Origin of the sequence: Paenibacillus sp. LC231, assembly GCF_001860525.1 — a bacterium.
GTDB lineage: Bacteria > Bacillota > Bacilli > Paenibacillales > Paenibacillaceae > Paenibacillus_AQ.
The window spans coordinates 103,380-123,891 of sequence record NZ_JFOM01000015.1 but is presented as its reverse complement, the minus strand read 5'-3'; the positions used below and the strand labels follow the sequence as shown (position 1 = coordinate 123,891).

18 protein-coding genes are annotated in these 20,512 nt (G+C 50.6%); 1 reads left to right on the top strand and 17 read right to left on the bottom strand.

Annotation, left to right across the window (positions count from 1 at the left end; genetic code table 11):
• The first annotated feature begins 30 nt into the window (after positions 1-30).
• The gene (locus AK95_RS10690) at positions 31-1,062 is read left to right on the top strand and encodes a glycoside hydrolase family 88/105 protein (RefSeq protein ID WP_071219953.1); all 1,032 of its coding nucleotides are present in this window, start codon (positions 31-33) and stop codon (positions 1,060-1,062) included.
• A gap of 210 nt (positions 1,063-1,272) precedes the next feature.
• On the opposite strand, the gene AK95_RS10685 is transcribed toward AK95_RS10690, so the two are convergent.
• The 17 genes from AK95_RS10685 to AK95_RS10615 form a co-directional block, all read right to left on the bottom strand.
• On the bottom strand, positions 1,273-3,354 hold the full coding sequence (locus AK95_RS10685; RefSeq protein WP_071219952.1) for a peptidoglycan D,D-transpeptidase FtsI family protein: 2,082 nt from the start codon (positions 3,352-3,354) through the stop codon (positions 1,273-1,275).
• 27 nt (positions 3,355-3,381) lie between these two features.
• The gene (locus AK95_RS10680; RefSeq protein WP_071219951.1) at positions 3,382-3,999 is read right to left on the bottom strand and encodes an NUDIX hydrolase; all 618 of its coding nucleotides are present in this window, start codon (positions 3,997-3,999) and stop codon (positions 3,382-3,384) included.
• 249 nt (positions 4,000-4,248) lie between these two features.
• Complete coding sequence (locus tag AK95_RS10675; RefSeq protein ID WP_071219950.1) at positions 4,249-4,581, bottom strand: potassium channel family protein; 333 nt, start codon at positions 4,579-4,581, stop codon at positions 4,249-4,251.
• Between the two features lie 90 nt (positions 4,582-4,671).
• On the bottom strand, positions 4,672-5,244 hold the full coding sequence (locus AK95_RS10670) for a hypothetical protein (RefSeq protein ID WP_071219949.1): 573 nt from the start codon (positions 5,242-5,244) through the stop codon (positions 4,672-4,674).
• A 53-nt stretch (positions 5,245-5,297) separates the two neighbouring features.
• Positions 5,298-8,633, bottom strand: coding sequence for a DEAD/DEAH box helicase (locus tag AK95_RS10665; RefSeq protein WP_071219948.1), 3,336 nt, complete (start codon positions 8,631-8,633; stop codon positions 5,298-5,300).
• 132 nt (positions 8,634-8,765) lie between these two features.
• On the bottom strand, positions 8,766-8,900 hold the full coding sequence (locus AK95_RS35140) for a hypothetical protein (RefSeq protein WP_268801962.1): 135 nt from the start codon (positions 8,898-8,900) through the stop codon (positions 8,766-8,768).
• A gap of 21 nt (positions 8,901-8,921) precedes the next feature.
• Positions 8,922-9,431: a GNAT family N-acetyltransferase gene (locus AK95_RS10660; RefSeq protein ID WP_071219947.1), complete on the bottom strand. Its 510-nt coding sequence runs from the start codon at positions 9,429-9,431 to the stop codon at positions 8,922-8,924.
• Between the two features lie 104 nt (positions 9,432-9,535).
• Positions 9,536-10,426 carry a TIGR01777 family oxidoreductase gene (locus tag AK95_RS10655; RefSeq protein WP_071219946.1) on the bottom strand — a complete coding sequence of 297 codons (891 nt, stop codon included), beginning with the start codon at positions 10,424-10,426 and terminating at the stop codon, positions 9,536-9,538.
• 134 nt (positions 10,427-10,560) lie between these two features.
• Positions 10,561-11,691, bottom strand: a complete 1,131-nt coding sequence (locus AK95_RS10650) for a class I SAM-dependent methyltransferase (RefSeq protein WP_071219945.1) — start codon at positions 11,689-11,691, stop codon at positions 10,561-10,563.
• 21 nt (positions 11,692-11,712) lie between these two features.
• Positions 11,713-12,282 (bottom strand): methyltransferase domain-containing protein, encoded by a 570-nt coding sequence (locus AK95_RS10645; RefSeq protein ID WP_071219944.1) that lies wholly within the window; start codon positions 12,280-12,282, stop codon positions 11,713-11,715.
• A 23-nt stretch (positions 12,283-12,305) separates the two neighbouring features.
• A complete protein-coding gene (locus AK95_RS34110; protein ID WP_162487565.1) occupies positions 12,306-12,479 on the bottom strand; it encodes a hypothetical protein in 174 nt (57 codons plus the stop codon).
• Between the two features lie 22 nt (positions 12,480-12,501).
• On the bottom strand, positions 12,502-13,716 hold the full coding sequence (locus AK95_RS10640) for a glycosyltransferase family 4 protein (protein WP_071219943.1): 1,215 nt from the start codon (positions 13,714-13,716) through the stop codon (positions 12,502-12,504).
• A 59-nt stretch (positions 13,717-13,775) separates the two neighbouring features.
• Positions 13,776-14,387, bottom strand: a complete 612-nt coding sequence (locus tag AK95_RS10635; protein ID WP_071219942.1) for a hypothetical protein — start codon at positions 14,385-14,387, stop codon at positions 13,776-13,778.
• A gap of 119 nt (positions 14,388-14,506) precedes the next feature.
• Entirely contained in the window at positions 14,507-15,436 is a 930-nt protein-coding gene (locus tag AK95_RS10630; protein WP_071219941.1) for a phosphotransferase family protein, read from the bottom strand.
• The gene (locus tag AK95_RS10625; protein ID WP_071219940.1) at positions 15,433-15,978 is read right to left on the bottom strand and encodes an STM3941 family protein; all 546 of its coding nucleotides are present in this window, start codon (positions 15,976-15,978) and stop codon (positions 15,433-15,435) included. The genes AK95_RS10630 and AK95_RS10625 overlap by 4 nt, the downstream gene beginning before the upstream one ends.
• Positions 15,979-16,039: 61 nt before the next feature.
• A complete protein-coding gene (locus tag AK95_RS10620; protein ID WP_071219939.1) occupies positions 16,040-16,927 on the bottom strand; it encodes a PhzF family phenazine biosynthesis isomerase in 888 nt (295 codons plus the stop codon).
• 211 nt (positions 16,928-17,138) lie between these two features.
• Positions 17,139-20,480, bottom strand: a complete 3,342-nt coding sequence (locus AK95_RS10615) for a beta strand repeat-containing protein (protein WP_083397586.1) — start codon at positions 20,478-20,480, stop codon at positions 17,139-17,141.
• Positions 20,481-20,512 lie beyond the last annotated feature (32 nt).

Here is a 20,512-nt window from a genome sequence, read left to right as displayed (position 1 = left end):
GCAAATAGAATATGAAGGGAGTTTCTCATCATGCCTGCACTTGTATTTGATGATCAACAGATTGAGTTTGTCATAGACCGCGTGGTCGACCGGACCTTTCGTATGGATTTCAGCTGGGACTGGCCGGGCGGGGTCGCCTTTTACGGGGTATGCGAAGCCTACAAGGCCACCGGCAAAAAGGAATATCTGGAACAGCTGAAAGCCTGGGTCGACGAAAATATGGAAGAGGGTCTGCCCAAGCTGTCCGTCAACGGCGTCTCCATCGGCCACTCCCTGCTGACGTTGTACGAGGCTTATGAGGATGATCGGTATATCGAAACAGCGAAGGACATGGCCGAGTATCTCACGCATGATGCACTGCGTTTCGGGAACGGCATCTTTCAGCATACGGTGAACTCCGAAACGTATAACTTTCCGGAGCAGGCATGGGTCGATACGATGTTCATGGCGGGCTACTTCCTGCTTCGGATCGGCGTGATGCTGGACCGGGAGGATTACTTCGAGGATGGCTTGAAGCAGTATCACGGCCATGAGGATTGCCTGCAGGATTCCGTCACGAATCTGTATTACCACGGCTGGGACAACATCGCCGGCAACCATATGTCAGGCGTCTTCTGGTGCCGGGGCAATGCCTGGGCCGCCATTACGATGGCTCGTGCCCTGGAGCTTGTGCCGGTCACGCATCCGTCCTTCATGATCATCGAAGGCTCGCTGCGCGACCAGCTCAGCGCCCTGGTCCGGCTGCAGCATGAATCCGGCCTGTGGCATACGATTACGACCGATCCGCAGTCTCCGCTGGAAACGTCCGGCTCGGCCGGCATTGCCGCCGCCCTGCTGACCAAAGGACGCATCTATAATAAATACACGCAGAAATCGATTGACGGCATCTTGGCCAAGATTACCGAGGATGGTACCGTAACCGGCGTCTCCGCGGGAACGGCCGTCATGAAGGACGCCGCAGGTTACAGAGGCGTGCCCGATAAGCGAATCCAGGGCTGGGGTCAAGGCTTGGCCCTTACCTTTCTCGCGGAAGTACTGAAGATCAGGAGCAATCCTTATTGATTAAATGGGATACAAAAAAGGCAGGATTGGAGAGGATCAAGTTCGCCTCTACAGCCTGCCTTTTCGTTATATGCGTTTCCACAAGCGATATTTTATTGAAAAATAACCGGTTAACAGGACAGCTGTAACAAGGATAATTACATTCAAAATCATTGCTTTATCGCCCCTTTTCCCATCGCTAATCTTAACGCGATTCTGCGTCTACGTTTCTTATCGATTGTCCCCTGTCTCTTCTTCGCCGCCATCCTTCGTCTGCTCTTCAGTCTTCTTCGGATGTGGTGTTCCATCAAGTCCATAGACTTCGTCATAAGCATCGAATATTTTCCTCGCAATCGGCGCAGCGCTTTGCGAGCCGAAGCCGCCTTCAGGCACAACAACGGCCACCGCCAACTTCGGATTATCGCGCGGAGCAAAAGCGATGAAGACGCCGTTATCAATCTTCCTCCACGTTCCATTCACTTTAGCTTCCTGCTCGGAGGTTCCCGTTTTGCGGGCAAAATCATATTTAAAATCTTCGAATGCTGCCAGCCCCTGCGTATTCATCCCACGCTTAATGGTCTGCCAATACGCTTTTGGGAACTCGACCTCGTTTAGAACTTCGCGCCCGAATTCCTTGACCACCTTGCCTTCCTGATCCGTGATTTTGCTGACCAACTGCGGCTTGACCCGCTTGCCTTCATTTGCCAGCATGACGGTGTATTGGGCTAGCTGCAGCGGCGTGTACTTTCCCATCTGTCCGAAAGAAGCATAGGCTAACGCAGCGAGATTACTTCCGGCTGCCTCCGTATTGGTATACTCCCCACGACCCTTAAATTCTCCAGGCAAGCCACTTCCCGTTGTAACGCCAAGACCAAACTGCATCATATACTTTTCCCAGACGGTAACACCCTTCTCCCCACCATACTTATTGACAAGCCTTTTGCCAATCATATCAATCATAAAGGCGTTCGATGATTGCTGGATTGCTTGCTGTGGCTTTATGGGCCCATTTCGATGTCCGCCCGAGTTGGAGATAGACTTTTCATATCCTTCCCGGCCAATTAAAGCGTACCCTTTATCGGGATATGTTTCGTTCAAGCCAAATAACCCCTCATTCAGCCCAATCAACACGGTCAGCGGTTTAATGACGGAACCGAGATAGATCGTGGATTCAAACCCGTTTCCCGAGCGACCTGATCCATAAATCGTAATCGTGCCGTTTCCCGACGAATCCACGATATCCGGCGTAATCTTGCCACCATTTACCCGCACATTCGAGTCGTAATCCGGCATGCTCGCCATCGCGACTACATTACCGGTATCCACCTCCATGGCGACCGCGTATCCAGTTAAGGCTTCCTTATGAAGCTTTCCCGATACCGGATGGGTATGAAGATATTGAAGCTGATCCATAATGGCCTGCTCCGTGGCAAGCTGAATGTCTTTATGAATCGTGGTGTGAATATCAAGGCCTTTTTCGGGAGCGACCATCGTCGGAACGCCATCTACCATATTCTGGGGATTAATCGGGATGTTTAAATACCCGCTCTTGCCGCGCAGTTCTTCCTGAAACATCTGCTCCAATCCGTCATAGCCAATCCACTCTTCTTCCGTGTAGATCAAGCCGGGATTTTTCTGATCCTTGTTGCTCTGATCAATAGCCTCATAAACCTTAAGGTCTTTGGAGCCTCTGAACTTCTTTAAGTACCCGATCGTCTGAACGGCCACCGTATCCGGATCATAGTGCCTTACATTCTCCTCCACGATCTGGATGCCGGGAAACTTGGCACGATTCTCCATGAAATAAGCGATCTCTTCCTTCGTCAAATCCGTCTTGATGCGTCTCGGTTCATAACCATGATGCTTAATATATTCCAAATCCAGGTCTTTAATCACTTTCTTCACCGTTATCGGTTCCGCCTTGGGGTCCCCATACTTGTTAAACGCCTGGACAAGCCGCTTCGCCATCTCCTCCGCTTCCGGCCGGTTTTCTTTTCCTTTGTCCGTCTTCTTGCTGTAATCCTTCATGAGCGTGATATAGAGTGAATTTGAAGCCGTAGAGTATGCAAGCTTGGTGCCGGATGCATCGATGATGGACCCCCTGATCGGCTGCAGCGGGAAATGCTTCTGCTCCCCCCCGGTTTCCTGGCTTGCCAGCTCCGGTCCCTCCACGAACTGTAATATGGCCATGCGAACGATAATGACGCAAAAGATTAAAAATGCGCTGAAAAAGAAAATATTGATCCGTCCATGGAATCTACGCCTGATTTCTGTTTCATCCGGTACGTCCTTATAAGGTTTAAAGCCCTTCACATTGTCTACGCTCCTTTGTTATATGGATTAATCCAGCCAAGTCGGCAGATGCGGGTTGTTCTCGAATTGGAACATTCGCTGCAATTGCTCCTTCGTATTCCGTTCCTCAGACAGCGGAGGCAGTTCGTCCTGGCGGAAAAAACCGACAGCGGACGTCTCGGTCCCCACGCCTGCAGCTCCGCCCGTAATGTCGCACTGAATGAACATTTTGTACACATGGAAGGCCGAAGGCGGATGGTTATGAAATTTCTTATCCAATACGGCCAGCAGCCTCCCTGCACGCACGTCGTAACCCGCTTCTTCCTTCACTTCCTTCACAACAACTTCGGCAGGCGATAGACCGACGTCCGCCCATCCTCCCGGCAGCGCCCAAGCCCCGTCGGCCTTTTCCTTCACCAGCAGCAGCTTTCCGTCTTGAAAAATAACACCACGGACATCCACCTTCGGCGTTTGGTATCCGGTTTCACTCGCAAACAGCGTACGAATCTTCTCATCGCCTGCTTCGGTATACTCCTGCATGATCTTGATGCTGAGCTCCCTCAGCTGCTCAAACCGTTCCTTGTCATAGACATCCCTCGTATATTCCAGTCCGGCCTGGCTGATCGCCTGTATCTCTTTTGCCCAATTCAACCATTTCAGTGTCATAGATTCATCCCTCTTCGATTTCTTCTCATATATATAACGCTGCTACCCACGATTGGTTTATAATGGAAGTGTTTGATTTCAAAATTATAACATATTTCCTGGCATAAAAAAGATGACCCCTGACAACAAATTCAGAGGTCATCTGCTTGCTAGTTAAGTCCAGACAGTTATTCTATGAACCTTCCACATATCGGGTCACAGCTCAATCACCTGGGCGTTTCCTATTTTCCATTCGGAATTCCTTAGGTCCTACTCATCCCTTTGATTCGTTCGGATTAAGGCATACGCCAATTGTCCGGCCATCCCCAGGAATAAACCCGTTCCGACGACAATATAGACCATCGTGAATGTTTTACCAAGCGGCGTCTGCGGCACGAATTCCGGATGACCTACCGTGCTTAAAGTCACTATGCAGAAATACAGAGCATCCAGCACCGATAGCCCTTCCTGCCTGGTATAAAACATCGTGCCCGATATGAGCATAATGACAATCAGAACAAACAGCGCTACAAAATACCGCTGCTTAAACGCTCGAAACAGACCGCTGAAAAGACGTTTTAACGTTAGTAAAAAAGATATCATCCCGGAAACCGTCCTATTCTATAACTGGAGTATACGTTACATCAATCTTATACAGCTATTATATCAGCGTTTATGTTCTGCGCCCATCAGCTAAGGATGAACGGAGAGAATATTCCCTTCAGAATCGATACTTCGAAATATAAAACCTCCGATTTGCTCGGCAGGCAGCTGTTCATAATGAACGGCATATCCTTGTTCGACGTCCATTTCAATGTAGACCCCGGACAAGGCTTTGATCTGATCCAGATCATCGATCGGCTCATCATCCCATGGCTCATTGGTCACGATGATCTTCCTGCTCTCGTTCTCTGAAGTCTCGACCGCCAGTAAGGTATCATACATATCCTCCCCGCGACGGCTAGCCGACCAGATCCGAGTAAAGGGTTCATCTTCGGATCCCCGTTCCAGAACGACCGAGTTCGAAGCACGGTGCAGCAGTCCCCATTTACTTTCCATAAGGGTGACCATCTTCACGTTGCCATCATGCCAGACGATCAGCTTGTGATGATCCCCTATTCTCTCGTATAACTTATCCCCGGTATACGCAGGATGCAAGCGCCGCAAGGCCTGCTCTTCATTGTATACATATCCACCCAGGAACAGCGGCATGTAACTGATGACGACCAACACGGCTGCCAGTATGAGAAACATTGTTTTTTTCAAAACAACAACTCCTTGTCATCTTTTGCAATCGAGCGCCATCCATACCCAGGAGTTTAGCTCTGAAGGGACAACAGCTCCCGGATCTCCGCCTCGGTCCAGCTTGGAAGCGACTCTTCTCCCGGCTGAACCAGTTCCTCGATCAGATCCTTCTTCTTCTGCTGCAGAGCAGCCATTTTATCCTCGATGGTATCCTGAGCCACCAACCGTATCACCTGCACAACCTTCTTCTGTCCGATGCGATGGGCCCGGTCCGTCGCCTGCTGCTCCACAGCCGGATTCCACCACAGGTCATACAAGATCACCGTATCGGCCCCGGTCAGGTTCAGCCCCGTTCCGCCTGCCTTCAGCGAGATGAGGAACACTTCCCGTTCTCCCTCGTTGAAGCGTTCGCACAACTCCACGCGCTTCGATGCCGGAGTCTGTCCATCCAGGTAGAAAAACGGGATCCCCCGATATCCGAGCTCCCCGGCAATCAGATTCAGCATCCCCGTAAACTGGGAGAATACCAGCATCCTTCTGCCTGCAAGACGACATTCCTCAATGGTTTCCAGGAGCTGCTCAAACTTGGCCGAACTGCCCTCATAGCCTTCCACGAATAGGGCTGGGTGACAGCAGATCTGGCGCAGACGGGTAATGCCCGCCAGGATGCGAATCCGGCTTTTCTGAAAACCATCCTGCGCCAAATGCTTGAGCGTCTCCTGTCTTAACTTCGCAAGATAGGCTGTATAGAGTTTCTTCTGTTCGATCAGCAGGCTCGATGCCTGAACCGTCTCGATCTTCTCCGGCAGCTCCTTGAGCACATCCGATTTCAGCCTGCGAAGCAGGAAGGGACGCACCCGCCTCACCACGGTTTCTTTCGGCAATTCCTGAAACGCTTTTCGATCTCCAAAGAGTGCCGGGAATACGGCATCATATATGGACCATAGCTCCTCCAATCGGTTCTCGACCGGGGTGCCTGTCAGTGCAAACCGATAACGGGCACGAAGCGTTTTGACAACCTGAGCCGTTTGCGTTGTGTAATTTTTGAAGAATTGGGCTTCATCCAGAATTAACGTTAAGAACGGCAGCTTCGCATACCGCTCAACGTCCCTGCGGAGCAGCGGGTACGAAGTAATGATGACATCTGCGTTCCCCGCATCCTGTATAATCTTAGTCCGCTCGGTCTGCGTGCCATCGGCAATGACGGCATTGATCTCGGGCGCAAACTTCTGGAGCTCGTTAAACCAGTTATAGAGCAGTGAGGCAGGCGCAACGATAAGTGCAGGTTCGCTACGCTCTCTGATCTCCGGGAGCACCGACAGAATGAAAGCAATGCTCTGAATGGTTTTACCGAGGCCCATGTCATCGGCCAAGATGCCGCCGAAGCGGTAGTGGGCCATCGTCTTCATCCATTGGAAGCCAAACTTCTGATAATCCCGGAGGACCGGTTCGAGGCTCGGCGGCACAGCAAAATCCAAATGATCCGGATTCTTCACGTGCTGCAGCATTCGGCGTAAGGATCGGCCAAGTTGAACCGTGGATCCCGCTTCTTCCCAATCCAGCAGCTGAAGTCCTTGGACTGCCGGCATTTTAAACGGTTTGCCCTCCCCTTCGTATAACCAAGGCCCTACCCGGTTCATTAAGGCAACCATGGCCTGGAACTCGGCGCTCTCCAGCGGAAGCAGCGCTCCGTTTCGCAACCGGTGATATTTGCGTTTTTCTTCAAGCGATTTGACGATTTCCCGGATTTCGGCTTCCCGAATCCCCTCCATGTCAAACTTCAATTCAAGCCAATCCGTCCGTTCGTCGACCTCCACCCGCACCTTGGCTCCCATCGGTTCAGTAAGCACCCGTTCCTTCACGGCTGTCGTTGCATAAACAACCAGCAGCTTCTCCAGCTCCGGGATCGTATGATACAGAAAATCGTATTCGGCATCCTCATCGTTCATGAAGAAACCGCCATCCGTTTTGGCAAAGGAGGCGTTCTCCATAAGCTCAAGAATCCGCTGCTCCTGCTCTCCGTCGCGAACGAGGATTGAGCTGCTGCTGCGTGTTGCGTGATGTCCCTCCAACGGATTAATGGTGATTTCTCCGTATTGAAATTCGAGTCCGGCCAAAAGCCGGCCACGCACCCGGTCCAGATAGAGCTTCGCTTTCAAAGGCGTTTTGACAATGCGGTCCGATACGGTCTGTGCCACGTGGACACTTCCAAGCTTCATCAGTCCCGGAACCACCCGTTCCATAATGGACTCCATCATCTCAGGTTGAATCCGGATATGCGGTTTATTCGAATTCTCAAGCAGCTGCTTCATCTCGGAGAGTCTTCTGCAAGCATCCAATTCAAGCTGAATAAGCTTACCGTCCACAATGACGAGGCCGTAGCCCTCCAGAACGATCATTCGCTCCAATCCCTCAATCTTCATCAGGTAGTGATCGTCCCCGGCTTCATCAAACTCGAATTGAAGGGGGATCGGATCTTGAACGAATTCCAGCTTATCCGTGAGGATCCCGTCCAAAGACAACAGGGAATGGTTCGAATGGGATAATCGTTCCCTTACCTCAGGCCAAAAAGTGGGAGGAATCATCAGCATTCGGTCGCTGCTTCCGTTTTTGCCATGCGGAGCATACATGTCCAGTGACTGTTTAAACATGCTTTCATGCTCGTATATACGAATCAGCTCCTGGAGAATATCATCATCCTCCTTTTTAAAGCTGTGTTGCTCCGGATCGTACGTGAAATTCTTCGTGAACATGCAGGTCTCTCCGTGCTTTACACACGCCAGAAACTCTCGGATCCGCTGCACGATGTACAAACGTTTCTTACCGATTCGCAGTTCAACGCCGAACAGGTATTTCCGATTTCCGTAAGGATATAACTTGAAAATGAACTCCATCTCCAGAACTTCTCGTGTGTCAAACCTGGATGCTGCCGTAGCCCTCCGGCCTGCAGAATAAGAGAACAATCCGAGCAGCTGGCTGCTGAGCCGCGCATCCTGCTCCCCTTCGTCCGAGCTTCTCTCATGCTCCGGAGAGTACCGAGGTGTTAATTGCCCGTCTCCATTATTCCCGCCGTCAGAAAGATGTAATAACGATGGATAAGGGCGGATTGGTGCTTCCACCGTTTGCTCAATATCACGGATATTCAAGAGCAGAGCCGCAATATGTCTGCATCGCTTCCGGGAGAATCCATAATCGATGCAGCTGCATTCCGTGAATACATCCCCGTTCGAGTCAATCTCGGCATAGGCGATACCCGGCTCCTGATCCGTCACTTCAGCCTCGTATTTCCGAGTGTCCGTATCTTGTTTCAACATCGCAACATGTCCATCTCTATATAAAACCCCGCCGCGATCGTAGGAGGTCTTTCCGCATAATAGCTTGATCACCCGTTCGGTCAGCTGGTAACCCATAACCACAATCCCTTCTCTAATTGCTGCTAAAAAACAGTATAACATGTTGGGCGAAAAGGCTAGTAATGCCGACGTCCGATAGTAGAAAACGTCTATCGACGTCTGTTCTCAGAAGACAAAAAGAACTCGCCGCTACGGCAAGTTCTTCTTCCGCTGTTTCTCATAAGACCGGGTCAAATTGTCATAACGAGTGTTTTTGCCTCTCCATGCTCTCCCCTTCGCCCGGATCTGAGTCCATTTGCGATAGAATCGCTCATCTCGATCCATCCAACCCCTCCGTTTCGTGGCTTAGATACGTTTGTAATACAGCACCGTTCCGTCCAGTTCGCCGTTAGAGGATATGGCATAATCGGGTATGACTCCAGCTTGTATGTAACCCAGAGACTGATACAGCTTGTTGGAGGGGTCCCCCTCCCGGGTATCCAAGACCAGCAACGTTCTGCCCTCTGCCTTGGCTTTCGGCTCCAGATGCAGCATCAATGCTCGGCCGATGCCCCCGCGGCGGGATGCGGGGTCCACCATCAGCTTTGCTACCTCGGCCCGGTGTCTGCCATTTGCCTTCATGGCGCACTGCAGCTGAACCGTGCCAATCGCCTGCCCATCCTGCACGGCAACCCACAGGGTAACCCCTGGGCCAAGCACATCCTCCCAGTAAGCGGAAGCTTCATCGTAAGACAACGGCGGTAAGAATCCTACCGATGCCCCATCTTCTACTACCCGAATCAATAATTCCGTTAATTGATGATGCGTTTCGGTTTCTAATTGGTCGACCTCCATAATCGTAAATGCAGAATTCATTACAGTACACTCCCTCTCTCATCTAATAAATTCATTAAATTCATTGTATCCGTTCCGTTTCCATATGCAATCATTTCTATAATGCGTAAACTACCAAGCTCAACTTATCGCTTCAAGATATCAGCCAGTGCTTTATTCAGCGTATCGTATGTACAATGAAATCCCGCCTTGCAGAGTCTGTCCGGAAGGACCCATCGGCTCTTCAGCACGAGTTCCGTTTCGGTCTGAATCAGCCGGGCTCCCAGTTCAAGCAGCCATTTGGGTGATGGCAATCCCATTCTGCGATTCAATGCAAACCGAAGCTGCTCCATTAGTTCCTTGTTGGTAACCGGATGAGGGGATGCACAATTGAATATCCCGCTCAGCTCTGCTCTCTCTTGTAAAAACAGGATCATACGATACAAATCCTCCACATGAATCCAGCTGAACTTTTGCTTGCCTGTACCTTGAACGCCACCGAGTCCGTATTTTACCAAGTTTACATAAGGCGTCATGACGCCGCCACCCGGTCCCAGCACGATGGCAATACGTAAAGCGATTTGTCGTGTCTTAGGCAGTGAGAACGAGAAAAAAGCGCGCTCCCATTCCTTGGCAACCTCAACCGAGAAACCCGTCCCGATTTCACCCTGTTCCTCCGTCATCGGCTTATCTTCAGCATGGCGATAAATCGTGGCCGTACTGGAATTAAACCATGTACGAGGAGGAGTACGGCATGCCTCGATAGCCGTGCCGAGTATATTCGTTGTATCTATTCTTGATTTCAGAATCAGCTTCTTATTTTCCTCATCGTAACGGCAATTGACCGATTTACCTGCAAGATTAATCAGCATATCCGCCCCCTCCAGAGCAGCGATGATCGCTTCTTGATCGTTCCATGCGATATGGCCCTTCCGTCGGGATATCATAAGTACTTGTGCATGCTGCTCATTCGTGAATTTTTTCGCAAGATAAGTTCCGATAAAACCTGTTCCACCGGCCAGAACGATCTTTTTCATAGAATAGAATTAGCTCATTTCTCTAGGTTTTATCCCCATTATAAATTCCCATTTTATCTATTTGTTTCTTACAATATATCATTTTTTCAATCAAGAATAAAAAGAAAACACCTTCCTTATAGAAGATGTTCCATTCATATAGCGCTGCCGGATTTGTATGATGATTTCTGAAAAACACCAAATTCTCTTTTCTTCCCGGTCCCTTCGGTATCCCCCAATTTCTCATATCTGTCAAAATGCGTCCCCCTAAGCAAAATAGCCTTTTCCTTCTCCGGCTCGGCCCCGGATTCCCAAAATAGAACTCCTGTAACACTCTGGTCTAATTTCCTCAGAAATGCTTCCCGCGCCGGCAGATCGTCCATCACATGATAGAATACGGTTAGAAGCAACCCGATATCATATGTTTCCGTAAGACTTGAGCGTTCAAACCGCTCCTCCTTGAGATCAAAATGAACTCGTTCGAGAACGTTCAGCTGCCTCGCCAGCTCGTAATGCTCAGCCATTGGCTCATAACCGGTAACGATTGCCCCCTGACGTGTAAAGTGTCTGGCATAAAATCCGATGTTGCAGCCGATATCGATTACCCTTTTTCCTCGAACGGATGAGGAACCCAGATACTCCATCATCAGATCCATACGGGTCGGATAGACATCATCCCGTTCACTTTTCAAATGCATGAAGTAAGGATTCAAAATCGGTGTATAAATCAGGGTTCGAAGATGGCGGGAGAAGACCTCGGTTACCTGGTTCACAGCATCCGTATGCTGCCACTCCTCATAGTCGCGAACGGTCATTCGGGCGGGGACGTGCCTAACTCCGCTGAGATATTGAAAGATGGCTCGATGGTGGCCGTCTTTCAAACGAAAATAACCGCCTTTCCTGTTATATTGGACCAAAATCGGATCTTCGTTGAAATGCTCCTTATCATTGGCGAACAAGGCATTCATCGTGCGATATTGCAAGCGCCGCTGTTCCAATAGATCATAATCCGAGATAGGTACCTTCATATCACGGGTGGTATATATGGAGGTATGCCAATCCAGATACAACTTCGGATCCCCCCCTTGATTCATAAGGTAACGGTACAATTGCAAATGGGGTGACAACCGAATAATTGGAAGATCGGCATATCTTGTATGAACTTCATACCAGGCTTCCGTGTAGTTTGGAATTTCGGCTTTATGTTCCTCTTCTATGAAATCCGTAAATAACAATTCCAGCGGTACTTTCGTGACCATGGTCTGCAAATGTGATTCAGATGACATCGCGCAAACCTCCCTTCTAGCCTACTTGCCTGGCATCGAAAACAAATACGTGGAGAAATCACGGTTAATGTAATCCTTAAAATGCCTTTTGTCGACTACGGGAAACAGATCCAGTTCCTCCGTTGTCCATGTGCTCAAATGGGTTTCGAAATCATTACCGTACACTGCTCCCTGCGGCCAGTCAGTTCCAATCGGAATATTCAGCAGAACGAAGCGGGATTTTTCAATACAGGTCTGCAGCAGGATAAGCGCCCGCTCCTTTGTAAAGTGCTCCAGAACGTCACCGAGAATGATCAGATCGAATTGTCCTGGCTGAACCTCCGCTTGTACATGATCGAACGCATCCGCAACATGGATGATATTGTAGAAACAGGAATGATATGAATCAATATTGACCGGATAGATTTCAATCCCTTCGATGCGCGTATCCCAATATGTGCGGAATACGCGCCCTTCCCAAACATCCAAATATTCACGGCAGATCATTCCCCAACGGCCAAATCCAACGCCGACATCCAGTACGGACTTCGGAGATACATACCGGATCAGATCCACACAAAAAGATAAATTCTGCCAGTTAGATGTTCCCATTCCCATACCTCCATTCGATCATTCTATTTCATATTCATCATCATATTAATAATCCGGTAATCCGGTATGAAATAATCCTTAGGAAGCCGGCTTACTGTTTGCTCCCACACCATTTGATTCACCATTAAAGACGAAGGGAAATGATTGACCAGAAACAGATGACTGTACTGGTCTCCGGGTACCTCTATCAAATGCATGGTCCTTCCTCCCTTTCCTAGGTTACTGGGCCTTGCTTATCTCTTTTTGATAAACCTCCAATACCCGCTTCACCATGCAATCCAGACCACGATGAGCCAATGCCCATTCCCGCGCTTGTTTACCTAGAAGCCTTCGGTACGCTTCATCTTCCAGCAACATATTCAGACGTGCAGTAAGCATATCGTCATTCCCGGTCTGAAAGAGAAGGCCGTTCACCTCATGCTGTACCGCTTCCTTAAGACCGCCCGCATCCGAAGAAACGATCGGCAATTCGGCAATCTGCGCCTCCATCACAGAATAGGAGAGGGTCTCCATCAGACTTGGCATAACAAAAATATCTGCCAGCCCTAACAACGCAGGAACATCGTCACGCGAGCCCCAAAAACGGACTGCCCCCGTCATACCCAACTGACCAACGCGATATTCGTACAATGCACGCTGATCTCCGTCTCCAACAAGCCAGCACTCCCAGTCCTGTCGAAAGGCATGGAGTTTGCCCAAGGCTTCCAACAACACGTGAATGCCCTTTTCATGACTGAGTCTGGAGGTGCAGATGATCACTTTCTTGTCCATGGGTCGAGTCAGTTCGTGCTCTTTCTTCAACCTGTCTTCGAAGCTTGGAATATCCATCGCATAGGGAATCAATGAGATCCGGGATACCGGCAGACCAAAGTACGATACCACGACATCCCTCAGCCATTCGGAAGCCAGAAGCAACTGATCGCTGGATGAGCCCCCGATATTCTCAATCGATTTATAATAATTCCAGACGAGTAATGGGCTGGAAGGTTTAATCCCTTGATCATTTTGGACCATGTTCAAAATAGTAAGTGCCACGGAAGCATGAATGCTGGTTACCAAGGGTATGCCCGCTGGCTTCACACGACTGACGGCTGCCGCAGCCAGCACATCCTGTGCATGGATGACATCGTATTGCTCCAGGTCCAAATAAGAAAGCGTTAGCTCCAAACATAACCGCTCAGATTCAGCATGTCTGACCCAATTATCCGAGAATATTGGGGATGCTGCTGGGAGATTCGCCTCCAACATCGGTTTATAATGACTCTTGAACACCTTCCGGTTATCATCTCCATACACATAAAAGCAATCAATTCTGTCACCGACCATGTCGACCTCATGCCCCAGTGCCTCAAGCCCCTGCTTGATCTGCAGCATGTACTTCCATAGTCCACCGACATGAGGAATCAGGAATATCGTCACGAGCAATATCTTCAAGCACCCCACCCTTTCCGAAAAAACTTCGTCATAAACAGCTTCTAATACTGCGAAATTATTTACAGGATCGGCTCCCCTATTTGGCAGTTGTGGAACTCTTCACTTGTTAAATGAACAATCTCTTCAACTCTCCACCGATAGAAAGCAAAGATGGCGGGTCCTCCGATTTTTCGCAGCATATGCCGCTCCCCATAGTAGATCGACCCATTCGGAGCGCTGTATACTCTGCCGTTAATAAGAAAAGACGTGAGCAAGGATGCATCATGAATCATATCCCCTTGAGGGAGTATAGCGATTAGTTCGTCCGGCAAGATGACAACGCTGGAATAATTAAAATGGAGCCTGTGATACATTTCGTGGGAAATAATCGGATGGAGACGCCGATCGCTCCACAGATAGATTTCCGATCCGCTGTTTTTTACCAGAAGGGTTGAAGGACTGTTCAGGATGAAATCCCCGGATATATTCACGGGTGACCCGGTCTCCATTTCTTCGAGTACCGACTCATTCAATTCCACCATACTTTTCGCGGTAAATCCGTACGAATGGAAAGTCGCCATATCGCTAATGGGCCGTTTCTTGCCTTGCTCAACCAAATAAACAGCAGAATACAAGCCCCTAATTAGAGTGCCATCCGGTACACGGCTCCTTACCCGATCGGTATGCTGCATTGACGTTCCCACCCTTCAACTAAACCTAGTCCATTATATTCTTGGCCAATCATTCTGGACTCGTCAGTTAACTATACCGTTTCACACATTTCTCTCATAAAAAAGATCCCCGTAGGGATCTATCGATTTAATAGAGATATAATTTTGTCTTTCATAAACTGATAGCTGTGGGGATCATCCTTCTTCGCATAGAAACGGAGTCCGTCCAGCGCTTTGAACAGTTGATAGCCTAACAGTCTCTCCTCAAAATATGGAATACTTACGCCTTGCTGCTCCAGGGCTTGCTGCAGCCTACTTGGAAACTCCAGCATCGGGTACCACATATGAAGAACAGAAACATCCAGCATGAAGTCGCCAAACATGGCCATCTCCCAATCCACGATCCCCGTAACGTTCTCGTTCTCTCCCAGCATATTACCCAAATGGAAATCTCCATGTACAAGATATCGCTCCGGAGGCGAATAGCGAACCCGTTCGATCATCGTTTGGTAGATTTCTTCAAAAAACTCTTTTTCCAGAAAGCTGTTCTCATACAGATTGTGCCACCCATGGTAGAAGCCTTCTTGCTCCTCATCGAAAACAGACGTGATGTAGTCCAGCCATGAACGATGGACAGCCTTGCCTTCCGGGGTAATCCAGCCGTAACCCTCATGGGAATCCGCGACATGTACCTGACGGATCCGCATGAATTGATGGACAATGTCGGGGATGAGCGCTCGAATTTGCGTCGGTTCAAGAGCACTTATCGGCGTTCCGGATACTCTGTCCGAAATGGAGAAATGAATATTCTCCACTCTCCCTACCTTGTGGATTCGGGGAATGGGCAAGGATTGTTCACCGTACATATCGTAGATTTTGAACACTTTATGAAGGCTATGCTCATTATCCTTAAAATGAATGACATAATCGGCATCGCCCTTGCGGTAACTGAACACCTTGCTCAGTTCCCCCATCTCGATGGGGGTGACATTCATTACCGATTCCCCTTCAATATGCTTCAGATGGCTTACCGCCATATCCAAAGTCATTTCCGGCTTAAATGTCCTCATAACATGTTCTCCTCCTTCAGCATATGATCCGGGTTCGATTTGGACGCATTCCATCTTCGATACAACAAGGGGAACAGTTCGTATACATTAGCGGAGATACTCGATGCAGAAATATGAATCGTAGAGCCCGTCATGCCTTTATTCATACGCATGAGCTTCCGCTTCCAGGCAGGGTGCCTGGACATCAGATGATCAGGATCATAAACTTCAATTCCTATGAATTTCTCATTCTTTATCTGATAGATATGAATATTTTTAATTTCGTCCCACGCGACGGCTCCTGCGCTCACATAAGAGGATTTATCGACGAACCCCTCCTTATGGATCAAGAGTGCCGGAGCCGATTGGAACAGCTTGGCGACGGCAAACACCAGTCCCGCCCCAAAAAACAACGCACAGATGATTCCGACAATGGCGATAACCATGTTGTCCGACGTCACCCCGCCGTATACCAATCCACTGCCTAGCAGCACAAACGCCAAAGAGCCCACTAGCATTTTGGTTACCTTAGGATAAATCTTTATTTCTTCTTGTACCTGCATGAGTCGCACTCCTTGTATGAATTAACTTATGTCGATGACTCTATCATTCGATGGTCATCCATCAATAGCAAACCTGGAATTCCTTTACAAACACCGCCGTACCGGAAATATAGACATCCATGGTCTCTTTACGACGGTTCACATGAACATGCACTCTACCGTCTTTCCCCATTTCCTGGCCTTGTTCAATACTAAATCGAGCGGAGGATAACTCAGGGTTCAGGTAAGTCAAATAATAAGCCCCCATTACCCCCGATGCAGTTCCGGTTACCGGGTCTTCAATGGTACCAGAATACGGCGAAGAGAAATGTCTCGCGTGCATGAACGAAGACGCATCCATCGTTTCCAGGCAAAAGGGATGCAATGAGGCCTTGGGGTTTTCGGTTAAAATGTCCGGAAACATTGCATTATCAGGCACCATCCGGTCAAAATGATCCAACCCTTTTATCGGGACCAACAATGTCCAGATTCCCGTGCTTCCATAGACGATGGGCATACTTAAGTCCAAATCGTCACGTTTCAGACCTATGGATGATGCTAGACGGTCTACATCTCCCTCGAAGGATATGAATTGAGGGTGATCCTGCTTCATCTTCATGGTTAACCGGCCCTCGGCATTTTGAAATTCTACAGGCAAACTGCCCACCTTGGTCTCAATCCACACGGTTTCTTTTTCCGGCAGCACTCCCCTGGTTTTTAAAGCATACATGGAGGCCATGGTGGCATGGCCGCATAAATTCATTTCATGGCCGGGAGTAAAATACCTCAATCTGATATCTGCTTGCTCTGATTGTAAGATAAAGGTGGTTTCATTGAATCCAACGCTTCGAGCGATGGATTGCATCTCTTCCTCTGTCAGATCATCTGCATTCAGAACCACACCAGCAGGATTCCCCTTGTTAGGCTGCACGGAGAATGCATCGTAATGAAGCACGTTTATGGATTTCATGTTCCTCTGCCCCTTCTTTCTGCACCGTCTATGATTTGCTATCCAAATTAGTGAAGATTTTACCATTAGGGGATATGTTAAATCCAGACCAAATTTCAAACAACATCCCTCATCTGATAAACCTCATGCCTATCCGAACCCACGTCAGGGACTATACGTAATCAAAAAACCGACCAAGGATGGCCAGTTTTGATGTCCATTGCTCTTCAAATTAGGATAATCTGAATATCGACCAGACAATACCAGATGAAGTTGCTCCTCCAAGGTTTAGCGAAATGGCGAGACCATTGGCGTCGTAGAACAAGCCGACCACATCGCCTGCATTCAATTGTACATCGCCAGCCAAGGTTACAGCGCCATTCCCCAGAACCGCTCTTAAGGTTAGAACCAAGGCAACGTTGACATTCAACAGTGGAAACAATCCACTGATTAAATCCGTGACAGTCGGCGAAGTCCTGCGTACAGTAAAAGCCGGATTGATTCCCGCTCCAAGAGATACGGTTACTGCTGCTGATGTAGAATAATTTATCGTAGCCTTAATCGCATATCTTCCTGTCGCAGGTACCGTAAAGGTCCCTGTTGTTGCATTAAAACTTGGATCCGGATAATAGGGCGCCGTCACGGTCCAATTTGCAAGCTGCGCAGACGTAGTCACTGACAAAGCAGTTTGAAAAGCAGAAAAACCTGTCGTTGCAAAGTTCGGACCTGTCGCGCCGGTTGCACCGGTCGTGCCTGTTACTCCCGTAGCGCCAGTTGCTCCTGTTGCTCCCGTAGCTCCGATTGCACCTGCTTCTCCTGTCGGTCCTGTTACACCGGTTGCTCCGGTGACTCCTATAGCCCCGGTTGCTCCCGTTACACCCGTTGCTCCTGTGGCGCCCGTCACTCCTGTTGCACCGGTTGTACCCGTGGCTCCTGTTGCCCCCGTCGCACCAGTTACCCCCGTAGCGCCAGTTGCTCCTGTTGCACCGGTTGCACCTATTGCTCCCGTGGCTCCTGTAGCTCCGGTCGCTCCTACTTCCCCTGTGGGTCCTGTTACACCTGCTCCTCCGGTAGCACCTGTCGCTCCTGTCACGCCTGTTGCTCCTGTAACCCCCGTTGCTCCCGTAGCGCCCGTCACTCCTGTCGCTCCCGTTGCCCCGGTTGCACCTATTTCACCCGTTGCTCCCGTGGCTCCCGTCACGCCAGTCGCTCCTGTTGCCCCTGTAACCCCCGTCGCACCAGTTACCCCAGTTGTACCCGTGACTCCGGTAGCACCTGTAGCTCCTGTTACTCCGGTGGCTCCTGTTTCTCCCGTTGCCCCAGCCGCACCTATTTCACCTGTTACTCCCGTTGCTCCTGTCACTCCTGTTGCCCCCGTCGCACCAGTTACCCCTGTAGCGCCAGTTGCTCCTGTTGCACCGGTTGCCCCTACTTCACCGGTCGGTCCTGTTACTCCCGGATCTCCAGTTACACCCGTTGCTCCTGTCGCTCCCGTTGCCCCGGCTGCACCTATTGCACCCGTTGCTCCCGTGGCTCCCGTCACGCCAGTCGCTCCTGTTGCCCCTGTCGGCCCTGTTACTCCCGTAACGCCAGTTGCTCCCGTTACACCAGTTGCTCCTGTTACTCCAGTTGCCCCGGTTGCACCTATTTCACCCGTTGCTCCCGTAGAGCCCGTTACCCCTGTTGCCCCGGTTGCTCCTACTTCCCCTGTCGGTCCTGTTACTCCTGGATCTCCTGTTGGACCCGTTGCTCCGGTGACTCCTATAGCCCCGGTTGCTCCGGTGGCGCCCGTCACTCCTGTTGCTCCGGTGGCTCCTACTTCCCCTGTCGGTCCTGTTACTCCCGGATCTCCAGTTGCACCCGTTGCTCCTGTTACTCCAGTAGCTCCTGTGCCTCCTGTCGCTCCCGTTGCCCCGGCTGCACCTATCGCACCCGTTGGTCCCGTGGCGCCCGTCACACCTGTAACTCCGGTAGCACCTGCCTCTCCTGCCGCGCCTGTTACTCCAGTTGCTCCCGTAGCGCCCGTCACTCCTGTTGCTCCGGTTGCTCCTACTTCCCCTGTCGGTCCTGTTACTCCCGGATCTCCAGTTGCACCCGTTGCTCCTGTTACTCCAGTAGCTCCTGTGCCTCCTGTTGCTCCGGTCGCCCCTGTTGCTCCCGTTACACCCGTTGCTCCCGTGGCTCCCGTCACACCTGTTGCCCCAGTTGCTCCTACTTCCCCTGTCGGTCCTGTTACTCCCGGATCTCCTGTTGGACCCGTTACTCCGGTAACACCTGTTGCTCCCATTGCCCCGGTTGCCCCTGTTGCCCCTACTTCTCCTGTCGGACCCGTTGCCCCGGCTGCACCTATTGCACCTGTTGCTCCCGTGGCGCCCGTCACTCCTGTTGCCCCGGTTGACCCTACTTCCCCGGTCGGCCCTGTTACTCCCGGATCTCCAGTTGGACCCGTAGCCCCGGTTGCACCCGTTGTTCCCGTAGCACCCGTCACACCTGTTGCCCCGGCCACACCTGTTACCCCCGTTGCTCCTGTCACACCTGTTGCCCCTGTCGGCCCTGTTACTCCCGTAACGCCAGTTGCTCCCGTTACACCAGTTGCTCCTGTTACTCCAGTTGCCCCGGTTGCACCTACTTCCCCTGTCGGTCCTGTTACTCCCGGGTCTCCAGTTACACCCGTTACCCCTGTTGCCCCGGTCGGTCCTGTTACTCCCGGATCTCCTGTTGGACCCAATGCTCCGGTGACTCCTATAGCCCCGGTTGCTCCGGTAGCGCCCGTCACTCCTGTTGCTCCGGTTGCCCCTACTTCCCCGGTCGGCCCTGTTACTCCCGGATCTCCTGTTGGACCCGTGACTCCAGTAGCACCTGTAGCTCCTGTCGCTCCCATTGCCCCCGCTGCCCCGGTAACACCCGTTACTCCTGCGACGCCCGTCACTCCTGTTGCCCCGGTCGCCCCTACTTCCCCTGTCGGCCCTGTTACTCCCGGATCTCCAGTTGCACCCGTTGCTCCCGTGGCTCCCGTCGAGCCTGTTGCACCGGTTGCCCCGGTTGCTCCTACTTCCCCTGTCGGTCCTGTTACTCCCGGATCTCCAGTTGCACCCGTCGCACCTGTCGCTCCTGTTGCCCCGGTTGCTCCTGCCTCTCCTGTCGCGCCTGCTACTCCAGTTGCTCCAGTAGCACCCGTCACACCCGTAACCCCGGTTGGACCTGTGGCACCTGTAGCTCCTGTCGGCCCGGTCGCACCCCATACTTCCTTTGCCCCACAATGCCAACCCGTTGGCGTAATCAAGCCGGATAACACGTTGTCCAATTTACACTGTAGTAACCACTGCTTTTTTGTAATTTCCTGAATCGTATGCCTAACGCTTTCATTCACTTTTAATAGGTCTTGAACCGTTGCTGGAGAATCCGCTAACCCCGGAATCGTTCCAAGGACATACTGAAGCTTTTCTCCCTCGGCATGAATGACATAACTCAACCCTAACTCCTCCATCGCGATGGAAGCAAGTAAGTGATTTATCGCTTGGTCCTTTGACTTAAAAGGAGCCGGAGTGACTTTAGAACGGTTATCTTCAGGCATTCAGCACCTCCGCCGCTCGTATGCAAGCCTGA

Coding starts and splice junctions, on each gene's coding strand:
- AK95_RS10645 (WP_071219944.1), bottom strand. CDS start 12,282: ATGGGAACATCTAACTGGCAGAATTTATCTTTTTGTGTGGATCTGATC.
- AK95_RS10655 (WP_071219946.1), bottom strand. CDS start 10,426: ATGAAAAAGATCGTTCTGGCCGGTGGAACAGGTTTTATCGGAACTTAT.
- AK95_RS10620 (WP_071219939.1), bottom strand. CDS start 16,927: ATGAAATCCATAAACGTGCTTCATTACGATGCATTCTCCGTGCAGCCT.
- AK95_RS10635 (WP_071219942.1), bottom strand. CDS start 14,387: ATGCAGCATACCGATCGGGTAAGGAGCCGTGTACCGGATGGCACTCTA.
- AK95_RS10675 (WP_071219950.1), bottom strand. CDS start 4,581: ATGATATCTTTTTTACTAACGTTAAAACGTCTTTTCAGCGGTCTGTTT.
- AK95_RS10625 (WP_071219940.1), bottom strand. CDS start 15,978: ATGCAGGTACAAGAAGAAATAAAGATTTATCCTAAGGTAACCAAAATG.
- AK95_RS10615 (WP_083397586.1), bottom strand. CDS start 20,480: ATGCCTGAAGATAACCGTTCTAAAGTCACTCCGGCTCCTTTTAAGTCA.
- AK95_RS10630 (WP_071219941.1), bottom strand. CDS start 15,436: ATGAGGACATTTAAGCCGGAAATGACTTTGGATATGGCGGTAAGCCAT.
- AK95_RS10650 (WP_071219945.1), bottom strand. CDS start 11,691: ATGTCATCTGAATCACATTTGCAGACCATGGTCACGAAAGTACCGCTG.
- AK95_RS10665 (WP_071219948.1), bottom strand. CDS start 8,633: ATGGGTTACCAGCTGACCGAACGGGTGATCAAGCTATTATGCGGAAAG.
- AK95_RS10680 (WP_071219951.1), bottom strand. CDS start 3,999: ATGACACTGAAATGGTTGAATTGGGCAAAAGAGATACAGGCGATCAGC.
- AK95_RS34110 (WP_162487565.1), bottom strand. CDS start 12,479: ATGCATTTGATAGAGGTACCCGGAGACCAGTACAGTCATCTGTTTCTG.
- AK95_RS10690 (WP_071219953.1), top strand. CDS start 31: ATGCCTGCACTTGTATTTGATGATCAACAGATTGAGTTTGTCATAGAC.
- AK95_RS35140 (WP_268801962.1), bottom strand. CDS start 8,900: ATGGATCGAGATGAGCGATTCTATCGCAAATGGACTCAGATCCGGGCG.
- AK95_RS10660 (WP_071219947.1), bottom strand. CDS start 9,431: ATGAATTCTGCATTTACGATTATGGAGGTCGACCAATTAGAAACCGAA.